Below are 13,504 nucleotides of genomic sequence, written 5' to 3'. Positions count from 1 at the left end.
CCCGAAGAAGCTCGTGAAGCAGGGGGTGCGTGACATGCTGCGCCTGTCCGATGCCCGCATGAGCGGCACGAGCTATGCGCCTGCATCCTTCACGTATCGCCGGAGGCGCATGTGGGCGGACCGCTCGCCCTCGTGCGTACGGGTGACATCATCACCGTCGACATTCCGGCACGCCGCATCACGCTCGAAGTCTCCGATGAAGAGCTCGAGATGAGGCGTGCCCTGCTTCCTGAACGCAAGCCGCGCTTCGAGCGCGGCTACGGCTGGATGTTCACGAAGCACATCCGCCAAGCCCATGAAGGCTGCGACTTCGACTTCCTCGAGACGAGCCACGGCGCGCCTGTGGCCGAGCCCGATATTTTTTGATTCCAGGAGATGCGCCGATGACCGGACTGAAGCCCGAGACCCGCGAGAAGCTGAAGAAAGTCGCTACGCCTACGCTGATGACGGCTCTCTACAAGCGCGGCCTACGAAACCAGTGGATTCAGGACGTCCACCGCATCAATCGCGATGCGGGCCCGATGGTCGGCGAAGCCTTCACCTTGCGCTACATGCCGGCTCGCGAGGATCTGAACCAGCTGTCCGTCTTCCGCGACCGGGAGCACCCGCAGCGCAAAGCCGTTGAGATCTGTCCACCGGGTGCGGTCCTCGTCATGGACAGCCGCAAGAACCCGCGTGCGGCCTCGGCCGGCTCGATCCTGATCTCCCGCCTCATGATGCGCGGCGTCGCCGGCGTTGTCACGGACGGCGGCTTCCGCGACACGCCCGAGATCGAGCAACTCGGGATCCCCGCCTATCACAATCGTCCCTCGGCTCCGACGAACCTGACCCTGCACCAGGCAATCGACATCAACGTGCCGATCGGCTGCGGCGATGCACCGGTATTTCCGGGCGACGTGATCGTCGGCGACGCGGAGGGCGTCGTGGTGATCCCGGCCCACCTTGCTGACGAGATCGCCGACGAGACCACGGAAATGACGGCATTTGAGGATTTCGTGATGGAAGAGGTCCTGAAGGGACGCTCAATCCTGGGGCTGTACCCGGCCACAGACGAGCAGACCAACATCGACTTCGCAGCCTGGCGCAAGGCCAACGGCCGCTGATTGGGGGAAGGATCGGGATGCCACGTCCGGTGCGAACCGCGGTCCTTCAATGCTATGAATAGTCCCGGCAATGTTAGCTTTAACCGAGAGCCGAAATGAAACCGAGCAGAATCAAGTCGCTATGGGCTGAAGGAAAGCCTGTTCTCAATGGATGGCTGTCGATCGCAAATGCCTTTTCGGCCGAGATCATGGCGGAGCAGGGTTATGACTCGATCACCATCGACCTGCAGCACGGCGTTGTCGATTATCAGGCGATGGTCGGCATGCTGCAGGCCGTGCGCGCCAGCGAGGTCACGCCCCTCGTGCGCGTGCCATGGCTGGATCCCGCTGCTGTGATGAGGGCACTTGATGCCGGGGCCTATGGGGTGATCTGCCCCATGATCGATAACCGGGCTCAGGCGGCCGAACTCGTCTCCTACACACGCTATCCGCCGGATGGAACCCGCAGCTTCGGGCCGACACGGGCCACCTTCTCCGCAGGCCCGAACTATGCTGGAGAAGCTGACAGGAACGTCCTGTGCTTCGCGATGATCGAAACCGCGGAAGCGTTCCGGAATGTCGAGGAAATCGTTTCGACTCCTGGCCTCGACGGCGTCTATATCGGCCCATCGGATCTGACCCTCGGGCTTACCGGAAAGCGATACCCATTCGGCTTTGACCGCGAGGAGCCGGAGATGGTGGAAGCCATTCAGACGATTCTTGCCAAGGCGCACCAGGCCGGCATCAGAGCCGGCCTCCATTGCGGCGGGTCAGCTTATGCTGCAAAGGCTGTGGGCTGGGGCTTCGACCTCATCACGCTTCCCAATGATGTCCGTCTTCTCGCCAGTGCTGCTGGCGCCAGCGTGGCGGATACGCGGCGGCTGATCGCATCCGGTTAGGCAATCGGCACAAGGAAGCCGAAAAGTTCAAGGCACAGACGAGCCCGCTGCCATGGTCAAGCTGTTAATCCGCTTTCGAATGATCAGGGATTCATAAAGCTGCCATTCCGGTTGGGCTCTACGAATACCATTGCAGGCACGCGTAGTTCATACTGAGGCGACGTGGCCCATGGGGTTCGGCAGATAGCCCAGAAAACCTGCGATGCGCCAGCGGTCTCCGAGGCGTCGGCAGAAGTACAGGGTTTGCCAGCGCAACACGGTTGGCTCGGCTCCGACGAGCGGGATCGTGCCGTCGAATTTCTTGCGCGCCATCGCGAAGTCGTTGACGATCTCGATCTCGCGCAAGGTCGTCAGCGCGAACAGGGCCTGTTCCAGATCCTTGGGATCGATGCGCCCGGCGAGTTCTGCGCTGCCCGCGAGCCAGGCTTCGCGATAGCGCTCGATATCGGCGAAGGTTGCACGCCAGGAATCGGGATCGTCCGAGAACCGGCCGTCGATGCCAAAGAAACCATCCGGCGCGAAATCGGCAAAATGTGCGTTCCAATCACCCGCGACGAAGGCACGGATGTCGCGTTGCACAAGCATGTCCCAGATCGCGCGACGGTCGGCATCGCCGGGCGGAAAAGGATTGGTGTCGGGCATCGTGCGAAAGCTCCTTTGACACATGATCGTAGAGGCGAAATCGGCGGCGTGGAACCGATTCAAAAGGCTTGTACACGGCTCCGGAGTCGCTAAACCTTGAGATCCGGGGAGGCGGGGAATGAGCGAGACAATACTTGTAACCGGCGGGGCTGGCGATATCGGTCGGGCGCTGGCCCGACGTTTTCTGGCCGGCGGGCACCGGGTCGCGCTGCTCGACCGGGACGGAGCCGCCCTCGAAGGGGCTGCCCGGGATATCGCGGGCGGAGATCGTCGCGCGTGCATCATAGCCGACGTGACAGACAACGCCTCGATCGGCGAGGCCGTCACCAGAGCGGAAGCAGCCTTCGGCCCGATCGGCGTCCTCGTCAACAATGCGGGTGGTGTGACCGCACCGACGCTAGCCGCAACCGATGAAGCCGCGTGGCTAGCCGATCTCGACCTCAACCTGAACGGTGCTTGGCGTTGCGTGCGTGCCGTGCAGGACGGCATGATGGCGCGCCGCAAGGGCATCATCATCAACATCTCGTCGGCCAATGCCACCGGGATCTACGGCTATCCGGCCTACAGCGCCGCAAAGGCCGGGCTCGAGCATTTCACGCGTTTCCTGGCCGTGGAACTTGGGCAATACGGTGTGCGGGCCAATGCCATCGCACCCGGCAGCGTGAAGACCCAGGCTTGGAGCGAGCGCGTGGCGCGAGATCCCGAGATCCTCGAACGGGTGAAGCGTTGGTATCCGCTAGGCGATGTGTGCGTTCCGGAGGATGTGGCCGGACTAGCGGCCTTTCTGATCGGGCAGGACGCGCGAATGATCACCGGTGCGGTCATCGCTCTCGACGGAGGCCTCACGGCAGGCTCGACGACCATGGCCCGTGAATTCTGCGGTGCCGAATTCTAACGCGACCTGCGTTCCTCAGGGCTTCACTCTCAGAACCGTACGCCGAGATAGGTCCGGTCGTCGGTCCAATGGGTTGCCGTCGACCCCTTGGGTGAGAGATAGAGCGTCACCTTGGCGGGATCGTCCCGCTCGACCTCGCGAAAAGCCTCTTCCCACGACGCGACGCCGAAATCCGCGCCGGGTTTGAAGTATCCGTCCGAAAACAGCTCGATCGTTTGGACCTCGGCCCGTGGAAGCCGCTCGAAATGCACGAGGGACAAGGGAACCTCGAAGCCATCGAGAGCAGAATAGCCAAGGATCGTGCTGGCGTCATTCTGATAGGCGCCCTGCGCATGGACGATGCCTCCGCGCACGAGCGTTTCGATGTCTCCGCGAGGCACGTGTGGAAGCGCTTCTATGCATGCGGTGACGGTCTTCTGCTCGATCGAATCGAGGTCCTGGGGATCAAGTATGCCGGCAAGAGCCTCGTGTGGCTGGCGAGTGCCGAACCAAGTCACCTGGCGCGACGCTTTTTCCTGAGCTGCCGGATCGCTCGTATATGAACAAATGACCGGCCAGGCCTGCTGGCGCAGTGTCGATGTGATGAGGTCCAGATCCTTGTCGACTTGCAGGATTTGGCTGCCGTTGATGCGGACCCCGCTGTCGCCTACAAGGGCGATATCGATTGTCTCGTCGCCCATGAGAACGACTGCGAGAGTGGCGGAGAAGCGTTGGTTCCAATCGGACCGCGCCGCATCCAGCATGCCGTGAGCCTGGTAGGCATCGGCAATGGCCTGTGTCAGGATCGCGATCAAGGCTTTCGTATCCGCCGGGCGATCGGGGCGGGTAAGGGCGTGTTCAAACGCGTCCTTGACGATCGTTGCAGCATACTGGCCGGACAGCATGCCGTTGTAGCGCGTGCCGAGGCGGTCAGTGACCCCATCGATCACGGCGTAGGCGCGTCCTGGCAGGATGGCGAAGCGATCCTCGTTCGTGTCTGGCGCAGAGGGGATCTTGGCCTCCGAGAAGGCTTCGATGAGCATAATCAAACTCGCTTTCAGGAATCAGGGCAGGAATCAGGGAAGGTCTGCTTGACTTGAACAACCCGCGTCGCATCGAGGATCGCCGGGTCATTAAGCTTGGACCTTGGATTGCAATTGGTGATGAGCACGGAGGCACGGCGCAGATGGCTGACCGCATGGGGTGCGCGGCCACCAAACTTGTCAGCCTGAACGACGAAGATCACCTGCCGAGAGGCGGCGATCACTTCCTGAACAAAGGCGACCTCGAGAGGGTCGTGCGCGAGCACCGCCCCGTCCTCGTCGATGGCATTAGCACCGAGGATCGCGAGATCGAACTTGAAGGTGTTGCCGAGACCGCCACCCAACGAAGCCAGAATGGCCGTATCGTTGCGCCGGACATAGCCGCCGAACAGGTAGAGCGTAGCCGTGGTGTTGAAGGTACACGCATAGGCAACGCCGAGATTGCTTGTTGCAACAATCAGGCGGGAACGGTCGCGCAGTACCTCATGGATCGAATTGAATGTCGTGCCAAGCCCCACATAAATTGTCGAGCCTGGGTGAATGAATTCGGCGAGCGGGGCCATAAGGCGGCGCTTCAACTCCGTCTGATGAGCGTTCCTGTCCTTATAGGCGATGGCCGTAGAGCCCGGACCGGGAAGCGCGACACCGTGGCCCTTTTGAATAAGGCCGCGCGATTCGAGTTCCTGCAGATCCCGCCTGATGGTCTGCGAGGTCACCCCGTGTTCCTGGGCAAGGTTCATTACCGGAGTTCCACCGAGCCGTTCGATCGACTCGATGATGTGCCGCCGTCGTTCCTCCGCCGACAGTTTCGTGACTTTTGTCGATAGGCGAGCGGACATCGTTCTGGACGATTCTCGAAGAGAATGCGGCCACGTCCAGGAGAACGCGGCCGCAATGTTACCTATTGGCCGACGGCTTTACGCCACTTGTCCAGGATCGCCTGGGTGCCGCCGAGCTCATCGATCGATTTCAGTTCGACGAGCTTGAGGCTGCTGAGCGGGGGGAGATCGCCCGGACCCGAGACGTCCGTGCGGACCGACCGGCGTCCGGCTTCCTTAACGAGCAGTTCCTGCGTCTTCTTGGAGAGTGCCCAGTCGATGAACTTCTTACCGTTCTCGGTATTGGGTGCGCCCTTTACAAGCGCAACGCCATCCGGAGAGGCGGTCGTTCCATCGGCAAGATAGGCGATCTTGATCGGGGCGCCACCGGCCTTGTACTCAAGAGCGTTGTCCTCAAGGGTAAGGCCCAACGGAGCTTCGCCATCGGCAACATAACGGGGCACAGAGCCGGAGCTGTCGGTCAGCACGAAGTTCTTCGCGATCTCACCATACTTGTTCCATCCCTGATCCCCGAAGACAGTCAGCACCGTCATCATCTGCTGGAACGCGGAACCGGAATTGTCGGCCCTGGCTGAGGCAATTTTGGCCTTCCACTTGGGGTCTGCCAAGTCAGTGAGGGTTTTCGGCGTATCCGTTTCCGGGATCATGCGCGTATTCTGCATGAGCACGTAGATCACGGCCGTGTAGGGCGTCCAGGCTGGGCTCTTGACGAAGCGGGGATCGATGCCACCCGCCTCCTTGGATTTGTAAGGCTCGAGCAGATCGGAATTTTCGGTAAGCAGGCTGCCGGTTGTGCTCCAGATCACGTCAGCTTTCGGAGCTTTGGCCTCGGCGCGAACACGCCGGGTCACCTCACTGGAACCAAGCTGAATCACTTCAGTCTTGATGCCAGTCTCTTTCTCGAAAACCGGAGCGAGGGCCTGCACGAGGGATGTCTTATGGGCTGTATAGAGGACGACCTTTTCCTGGGCCGAGGCGGCCCCAGCAAACGCCGCTACCGATACGGCAGTAACCAATAGGCCAGTCAACGCTTTCATCCGTTCCTCCCGAACTATGATGACGTCATAGACGGCCTTTAATGTTGTATATGCAAAGACCGTATGTTGCAAAGTAAACACTCCTGCTTATGCTGTAAAGCAGGCTGACAACAGGGCGCCTCGGGGGGACGATGAGTTATCTAGCGGTGAAGGATGCCTCCAAGCAGTTCGGCGGCTCGGTGCGTGCACTCGACGGGGTATCGTTCACGGTCGAGCGGAACGAGTTCTTCACGCTTCTGGGGCCGAGCGGCTGCGGGAAGACCACGCTGCTGCGATCCATCGCCGGTTTTGCCGACCTGACGGCGGGCAGCATCAGCCTTGCGGGAACCGGGCTTGATTCCGTTCCGTCCCACAAGCGCGATATCGGCATGGTTTTTCAAGATTATGCTGTCTTCCCGCACCTGACGGTGGCCGAGAATGTGGCCTTTGGCCTCAAAGCCCGGAAAGTGCCGGCAGCAGAGACCGCCGCGCGGGTTGCCGAAGCGCTCGCCACCGTTCGGCTCGGCGCGATGGCGACCCGCCTCCCGGCCGCCCTGTCGGGCGGACAGCAGCAGCGCATCGGTCTCGCCCGCGCCATGGTGATCCGTCCGAAGCTGCTTCTGATGGACGAGCCTCTCTCCAATCTCGACGCGAAGCTGCGTATCGACCTGCGCGACGAGATCCGGGATATCCAGAAGAGCATCGGCATTGCGGCCATCTACGTCACGCATGACCAGGAGGAGGCACTCGCGATCTCCGACCGCATCTGCGTTATGAATGCGGGCCGCATCGAGCAGATCGGCACCCCGCAGGAGATCTATGCCGATCCAAGGACGATCTTTGTCGCCTCGTTCGTCGGCACGATGAATGTGCTGCCCCGCGAAGCGGCCTCTCATCTCGGTATGGGGCCAGACGTGGAGTCGGGTCGCGCTCACCAGTTGGCGATCCGCCCCGAGCATATCCGCCTCGACCAGGGCGACGTCGCTCCCGACAGTATTCGCCTTGCCGGAATGGTCGAGAAATACACTTATCTCGGGCGTGAAGCGCATGTGCTGGCCCAGACGCCGGCCGGAAAAATCGTCGTGCAGCTTGCCGATCCGTCGCCGACACTGCGCATGGAAACCGGGAGCCCCATTCCACTTGCATTTCGGCGCCAGGACATTTTGAGCTTCGATTCCAGTGGCATGCGGCTTGAGGGTAGGGGCAACTGATGCGGGTCAGTTTCTGGACGCTTGTCTCAATCTTCGCTTGGCTGATGCTGATTGCGCTCCTGGTGGTGCCGCTAGGATCGGTTCTTCTCTCAAGCCTTCAGGATCAGGCTGGGAATTTCACCCTGGGCAACTATACGCGCTTCGCCGAAACGCCTCGCTTCCGCGCCGCTTTCGTCAATACGCTCATCGTTGGTTTCGGTGGCCTTGTCGGTTCTCTGTTGCTCGGCAGCGCCATGGCATTCTGCATGGCACGCATCGAGATCCGCGGCAGCCGCATCGTCTCGCTGCTCGCGATTCTTGCGCTCGTCTCGCCGCCTTTCATTGGCGCGTATTCCTGGATCGTGCTGTTCGGGTCCGGTGGCCTCGTCCGCCAGACCCTGATGTCGTGGGGGATTTTCATCCCGCCGATCTTCGGCCTATGGGGTATTCTCATCGTTTTTTCGTTCAAGTTTTATCCTTACGTTTATCTTCTTGCCTCCGGCGCGCTCTCCAACATCAACCGCTCTCTGGAGGAGGCTGCGGAAAGCCTCGGCCTCACGCCCTTCCAGCGCGTCATGAAGATCTCTTTTCCGCTGGTCCTCCCCGCGATTTCAGCCGGCGGTCTGTTGGCTCTGATCCATTCCATCGCCGATTTCGGTACCCCACGGCTCATCGGCCGCGGCTTCAATGTGCTGGCAACGGAGGCCTACACGCTTTACTCTGCGGAGGTCGGGAGCAATCTCAGCATGGCGACCACGATCAGCATCGTGCTGATCATGCTGTCCATGCTCTTCGTATTTGGGCAGCGCTACATGTCGCGCCGGAATGTCTATCATGGCAACCTCATCAATAAGCCCGTGAAGAAGAAGCTCACCGGGTTTCGAAACGTTGCCGCTCACGGAGTGGTCTATACCATTGCGCTGATCGGAGCGATGCCCGCGTTCATCGCAGCGATCTACTCGGTCAGGCGCACGAGCGGCCCAGTCTTCCACCCGGGCTTCGGCCTCGAGAGCTACCGCCGCATCCTCTACAATCTCGCGGACGTCGTACAGAACTCTCTGATGTTCTCGTTCGCGACCGTCGCACTCATCGTCACGATCGGAACGCTCATCGGATGCCTCGTGGCGCGAAAGATGAGCGTCAACACATCGCTCCTCGATGCGACCCTTATGGTGCCCTATGTGATGCCCGGCATTGTGGTGGGGATTGCCTTCGTCGCGGCCTTCAACGCTCCACCCCTCGCGCTGACCGGTACGGCCGCTGTGATCATTCTGTCGATCTTCATCCGGCGGCTTCCCTATTCCGTCCGCTCCTCGGCTTCCGCCCTGCGGCAGGTCAGCCCGAGCATGGAGGAGGCGGCGATCTCCCTGGGCTACAGTCCCGCAAGGGCCTTCATGAAAGTGACGGTACCTCTCATCCTGCCGGGCATCGTGGCCGGCGGCATGCTGAGCTTCGTCACGGCCATCAATGAACTGTCCTCGTCGCTCGTTCTCTACGTGGGCAGCACCGCCACCATGCCTGTGCGCATCTACATCGCGATCAATGACGGGGACTATGGCACTGCCGCCGCCCTTTCCACCGTGCTTCTCGTGCTGAGCAGCACAGCCATCTACATCGCCTTCCGCCTCATGGGGCGTGACGAGCGAGCGCTGCTTTAAGAGCTCACATGGACATCCACATCGAACCTGACAAGAGAACACTCGGTGCCCGTGCCGCCGCAGAGGGCGGCGAAGCCATCAGGAAGGCAATTGCCCAGAATGGTGCCTGCACGATCATCCTCGCTACTGGCGCCAGCCAATTCGAGATGCTCGACGCGCTGGTGATCGAAAAGGGTATCGATTGGTCGAAGGTCACGGTGTTTCACCTCGACGAATATGTCGGGCTTCCTCCCACCCATGGAGCAAGTTTCCGTCGATATCTGAAGGAACGTTTCATAGCGCGCGTTCCGGCACTCGGAGATTTCGTGGCCATCGCGGGCGATGCTGCTGATCTCGAAGCCGAGGTCTCTCGTCTGAACACGCTCATTGCAAGGCATCGCATAGCGGTGTGCTTTGCAGGAATCGGCGAGAACTGCCATCTGGCCTTCAACGACCCGCCGGCTGATTTCGACGCTGAGGCACCCTACATCGTTGTCACACTCGACGAAGCCTGCCGGCGGCAGCAACTCGGCGAGGGATGGTTTCCGACTCTGGAGGCCGTTCCGGATCGCGCCATCTCCATGAGCATCCACCAGATCCTGAAGAGCGAGCGCATCATCCTGTGCGTGCCGGATGCCCGCAAGGCGGTTGCCGTCCGGGACGCTGTCGAGGGTGAGGTCAGCCCCGGTCATCCGGCATCCGTGCTGCAGCGGCATTCATGCTGCAGCCTCTATATCGATCGACCCGCGGCAGCGCTTCTGTCGCGCCGGATAGGCTGAGGCCGACATGCGGACGAGCGGGCTCTTCGACCTTCAAGTCAACGGCTTTGCAGGCATCGACTTCAACAGCGAGGCTATCGGTGCCGATGCCCTCGATCATGCCCTTGAGGCGATGCTCGCCACCGGCGTCACCGCCTGTCTGCCGACCTTGATCACCGCTTTGGACGATGCGCTCGAAGCTCGCTTCGCCGCTCTGGACCGGGCTGTTGCGGAGAGCCGGCTCGGAGCGCTCATGATACCGGGGTATCACCTCGAGGGGCCTTTCCTCAATCCAGGCAGCGGCTATGCCGGATGCCACCCCCCTGAAGTGATGCGGACGCCCGATGCCTCCCTCATCGGACGGTTGAACCGGGGGCTCACGCGCCCAATTCTGCTCGTGACAATCGCCCCCGAGCTTGAAGGCAGCAGAGCCTTCATCCGCTCTATCACAGCAGAGGGACGCGTTGCAGCCATCGGGCACTCGGCCGCGGGCTTCGAGACGGTCGCCGCGGCTGCCGAAGCGGGGGCATCCCTTTCCACCCATCTTGGCAATGGGCTGCCGCAGTTTCTGCCGAAGCTCGACAATCCCCTGTTCGCGCAATTGGCAGAGGACCGACTATCGGCAAGTTTCATCGCCGACGGCATTCATCTGCCACCGCATGCGCTCAAGTCCATGCTTCGGGCAAAAGGAAACGAGAGAGCAATCCTCGTCAGCGATGCGGTCTCCGCCGCTGCCGCTGCGCCTGGCCTTTACCCTTTCGCCGGGATGACAGTCGAGCATGCGCCGGATGGATCCGTGCGCCTGCCGGGAAGCCCGTACCTTGCCGGCTCGGCGCTCGCGCTCGATCAGGCCGTTCGCAACCTCGTTGATTGGGATTTCGCTACCGCCGATGAAGCCTTGCGTATGGCGTCCGACAATCCGCGCCGCCTGATGGCGGCAGCGATTGTGGCTCTAACAACGGGACAGCCGGACAGCGAAGTCTTGTGGTCGGATGATCTCTATCCTCTTGCTGTCGAGGTCGGAGGCATCGAGCGGTGCTACGAACGAAAGGGGAGGCCTTACGACCATGACGTTTGATCTCGTTCTCCGCGGCGGCCGCGTCATCGATCCGTCGCAATCCATCGACCGGGTGGCCGACGTCGCCTTCGCGGGTGGCCGTGTGGCGGCGGTCGGCGATGATCTCGCCGCGGGCGCCCGCGGCGTCGAGGATGCGGCAGGCCTTATCGTCACGCCAGGCCTGATCGATTTGCACACGCATGTTTACTGGGGCGGGACTTCGCTTGGGGTGGATCCACTCATCCTCGCCCGGGGCGGGTGCACGACGGTTGCTGATACCGGCAGTGCGGGTCCGGGCAACTACCAGGGCTTCCTGGAGCATGTGATCCATCCATCGCCGGTGCGAATTCTCGCCTATCTCAACGTTTCCTTTGCCGGCATTTACGGCTTCTCGAAGCGCATCATGGTGGGAGAAAGCGGCGACCTGAGGCTCATGGCCCCCCTCGATGCGGTGGAAGTCGCTCTCGCGCATCAAAAGACGATCGTGGGCATCAAGGTTCGGGTCGGCTTCAACGCTTCAGGCAATTCCGGTCTCGTGCCGCTCGATATCGCACGCCAGGTCGCCGAGCGGGTCGGTCTGCCCATGATGGTGCATATCGATGTGCCGCCGCCGACCCTGCCGGAGGTACTTGCCCGCATGCGGCCGGGCGATATTCTCACCCATTGTTTCCGGCCATTCCCGAATACGCCCGCGACATCGGACGGCAAGGTGCATCCTGCGGTCGCGGAGGCGCGCGAGCGCGGCATCATCTTCGATATCGGCCATGGCATGGGTTCGTTCTCGTTCGACACAGCGCGCGTCATGCTCGCCAACGGATTTCTCCCCGATTGCATCTCGAGCGACGTGCACGCTCTATGCATCGATGGTCCGGCCTTCGACCTCGTTACCACCATGTCGAAATTCCTCTGCCTGGGCATGCCGCTCGCCAAGGTGATCCACGCAGCCACCGAGCATCCGGCTTACGCCTTGCAGCGTCCCGAACTTGGCACGCTCAAACCGGGCAGTGTAGGCGACGCCACCTTGTTGGCGCTGGAAGAGGGAGAGTTCGCCTATCGGGATTCTACCGATACAGAGTTGACTGGGCGCCTGCGCATCGCTCCAAGAGGCACGGTGATCGGAGGCATCATGTGGCACCGAGCCTGACGCTATCACTGACTTTGAGGATGGTTCTGCCGCGTAGTCAGAACATGGCTGAGAGTGTTTCCAAGGGCGCAGGGCGGCGAGGCTGCAGAAAGATAGAGTTATCCTGTCCCACGTGCATCCACGGCGGAAGAGTTCCCAACGTTGGGAAATCGGCGCCGTCCGTATGGTCAAAGACGCTGTCGTGAATTAGGGCGCTACGGCGCAGGTAGGGCCAAATTCGCTCGCGCAGGAAAGCTTGGTCCGCGGTGACATCGTTATACACCACCCGATCCCTGCGATTGCGCTGCCATGCTCGGATCATTGACTGCATCGGCGGCAGGGCTCCTCTGACGCCGCCCCACATCCCGGCGAGGATGAGTTCGGAATGGGTGTAGAAGTCGCGCATGACATGGAAGTGCAGTCCCGAGGCGATCCAGGCATCGACCGCGATGCGCTCCCTGACGTTGATGATCGAATCTGCGTCACGCACAATGTACCGATCGACTGAAGGGTCGTCTGCCACGAAGAACCGCCAGAACGTACCGGGAATGCCGCCGGTGTTCGTCACCCTGATCACTTGGCAATTCTTCGCCTGCAGGGCCCGGATTGTGTCGGGCGAAACCGTATCGTCCACGTAAACCCGGATCGTCCAAAGCGGGTAGAGGTGCGGCCGTGCCTCCGCGCTCAACAGAAGCGGCCGGACGTAGCGCGGGCTCGTGCCGAACAGTGAGAAAGAGATGACGTTCGTGCTTGGGCCGCGTCCAGGGTTGAAGGGTGGCACCGAGGGCAGGTTCCAGGGCTCCTGCGGCACCCGATGCGCCGCATCCTTCAGTTCAAGTGACCGGCAGCCGAAGCGGCGTGCCGCCTCCAGGTCACCAAAGTGCCCGCAATTATGGGCGAGGATGTCATAAAGCCCTGAATCTTCGGGAACGCGCGAGTGGTGGCGGAGGAGGAAGTCGACGGCATGCCACCGGTCTCCGGCCTTGCGGGCAAACACGCCGATGTTCCTGAGAGCTTCGGCATCAGGTCGAAGCGCGAAAACCTTGATCTGCAGGGCGAGGGCCTCGGCATGCTCCTGACGCAGGCTGTGCCCCCAGGCGGCAAGACGCAGGAGGTCATAGTGGCCGCGTTCATCAAGGCTTTCCGCACACGCCTCCAACTGCGCGGGCGCAAAATCTAGATCAGCTGCATGCCGATACCGCCCCGCGCGAAAGCGGACCACCAGCTCATCGGCCGGAACAGGTTCAACGCGAGCCGAAGAATGCGGCCTGACATGGCTCACCAAGGATGATCTCCCAGCATGCTTCCGAGGGGGACCGCTATTCTGCCTCGGGAATAGTGCTG

Annotated in this window: 13 protein-coding genes and 1 pseudogene; 9 read left to right on the top strand and 5 right to left on the bottom strand. The window is 61.5% G+C overall.

Going from position 1 to position 13,504, the window contains the following annotated elements:
• From ILT44_RS23645 to ILT44_RS23635, 3 genes and pseudogenes are all read left to right on the top strand, one after another.
• A pseudogene (locus tag ILT44_RS23645) lies at positions 1-366 on the top strand (dihydroxy-acid dehydratase); the annotation flags it as partial.
• Between the two features lie 17 nt (positions 367-383).
• Positions 384-1,103 carry a ribonuclease activity regulator RraA gene (locus tag ILT44_RS23640; protein WP_204242067.1) on the top strand — a complete coding sequence of 240 codons (720 nt, stop codon included), beginning with the start codon at positions 384-386 and terminating at the stop codon, positions 1,101-1,103.
• 95 nt (positions 1,104-1,198) lie between these two features.
• The gene (locus tag ILT44_RS23635) at positions 1,199-1,981 is read left to right on the top strand and encodes an HpcH/HpaI aldolase family protein (RefSeq protein WP_204242066.1); all 783 of its coding nucleotides are present in this window, start codon (positions 1,199-1,201) and stop codon (positions 1,979-1,981) included.
• Between the two features lie 147 nt (positions 1,982-2,128).
• Here the strand turns inward: ILT44_RS23635 and ILT44_RS23630 are convergent, their stop codons facing one another.
• Positions 2,129-2,623, bottom strand: coding sequence for a nuclear transport factor 2 family protein (locus tag ILT44_RS23630; RefSeq protein WP_204242065.1), 495 nt, complete (start codon positions 2,621-2,623; stop codon positions 2,129-2,131).
• A 118-nt stretch (positions 2,624-2,741) separates the two neighbouring features.
• On the opposite strand from ILT44_RS23630, the gene ILT44_RS23625 reads away from it, so the two are divergent.
• Positions 2,742-3,518 carry an SDR family oxidoreductase gene (locus tag ILT44_RS23625; RefSeq protein ID WP_204242064.1) on the top strand — a complete coding sequence of 259 codons (777 nt, stop codon included), beginning with the start codon at positions 2,742-2,744 and terminating at the stop codon, positions 3,516-3,518.
• 29 nt (positions 3,519-3,547) lie between these two features.
• Here ILT44_RS23625 and ILT44_RS23620 read toward each other — a convergent pair whose 3' ends face one another.
• The 3 genes from ILT44_RS23620 to ILT44_RS23610 form a co-directional block, all read right to left on the bottom strand.
• Positions 3,548-4,540 carry a protein phosphatase 2C domain-containing protein gene (locus ILT44_RS23620; RefSeq protein ID WP_204242063.1) on the bottom strand — a complete coding sequence of 331 codons (993 nt, stop codon included), beginning with the start codon at positions 4,538-4,540 and terminating at the stop codon, positions 3,548-3,550.
• A 14-nt stretch (positions 4,541-4,554) separates the two neighbouring features.
• Positions 4,555-5,379, bottom strand: a complete 825-nt coding sequence (locus tag ILT44_RS23615) for a DeoR/GlpR family DNA-binding transcription regulator (protein WP_204242062.1) — start codon at positions 5,377-5,379, stop codon at positions 4,555-4,557.
• 62 nt (positions 5,380-5,441) lie between these two features.
• Positions 5,442-6,416, bottom strand: a complete 975-nt coding sequence (locus ILT44_RS23610; RefSeq protein ID WP_204242061.1) for an extracellular solute-binding protein — start codon at positions 6,414-6,416, stop codon at positions 5,442-5,444.
• Between the two features lie 131 nt (positions 6,417-6,547).
• Here ILT44_RS23610 and ILT44_RS23605 point away from each other — a divergent pair, with 131 nt between their 5' ends.
• The 5 genes from ILT44_RS23605 to ILT44_RS23585 are packed head-to-tail and all read left to right on the top strand — an operon-like array spanning position 6,548 to position 12,181.
• Complete coding sequence (locus ILT44_RS23605) at positions 6,548-7,606, top strand: ABC transporter ATP-binding protein (RefSeq protein WP_204242060.1); 1,059 nt, start codon at positions 6,548-6,550, stop codon at positions 7,604-7,606.
• Positions 7,606-9,243 (top strand): ABC transporter permease, encoded by a 1,638-nt coding sequence (locus ILT44_RS23600; RefSeq protein ID WP_204242059.1) that lies wholly within the window; start codon positions 7,606-7,608, stop codon positions 9,241-9,243. The genes ILT44_RS23605 and ILT44_RS23600 overlap by 1 nt, the downstream gene beginning before the upstream one ends.
• Positions 9,244-9,251: 8 nt before the next feature.
• Positions 9,252-10,001 carry a glucosamine-6-phosphate deaminase gene (locus tag ILT44_RS23595; protein WP_204242058.1) on the top strand — a complete coding sequence of 250 codons (750 nt, stop codon included), beginning with the start codon at positions 9,252-9,254 and terminating at the stop codon, positions 9,999-10,001.
• A 7-nt stretch (positions 10,002-10,008) separates the two neighbouring features.
• Positions 10,009-11,058: an N-acetylglucosamine-6-phosphate deacetylase gene (locus tag ILT44_RS23590; protein WP_204242057.1), complete on the top strand. Its 1,050-nt coding sequence runs from the start codon at positions 10,009-10,011 to the stop codon at positions 11,056-11,058.
• Entirely contained in the window at positions 11,048-12,181 is a 1,134-nt protein-coding gene (locus tag ILT44_RS23585) for an amidohydrolase/deacetylase family metallohydrolase (protein ID WP_204242056.1), read from the top strand. Before ILT44_RS23590 ends, ILT44_RS23585 begins: the two co-directional genes overlap by 11 nt.
• A 37-nt stretch (positions 12,182-12,218) precedes the next feature.
• Here ILT44_RS23585 and ILT44_RS23580 read toward each other — a convergent pair whose 3' ends face one another.
• Positions 12,219-13,445, bottom strand: a complete 1,227-nt coding sequence (locus ILT44_RS23580) for a tetratricopeptide repeat protein (RefSeq protein ID WP_204242055.1) — start codon at positions 13,443-13,445, stop codon at positions 12,219-12,221.
• Positions 13,446-13,504: the final 59 nt, after the last annotated feature.

It is taken from the genome of Microvirga arvi (assembly GCF_016892765.1).
GTDB classification, from domain to species: domain Bacteria; phylum Pseudomonadota; class Alphaproteobacteria; order Rhizobiales; family Beijerinckiaceae; genus Microvirga; species Microvirga arvi.
Note: the sequence above shows the minus strand (reverse complement) of the source record. Positions and strands in the feature narration are given on the sequence as shown.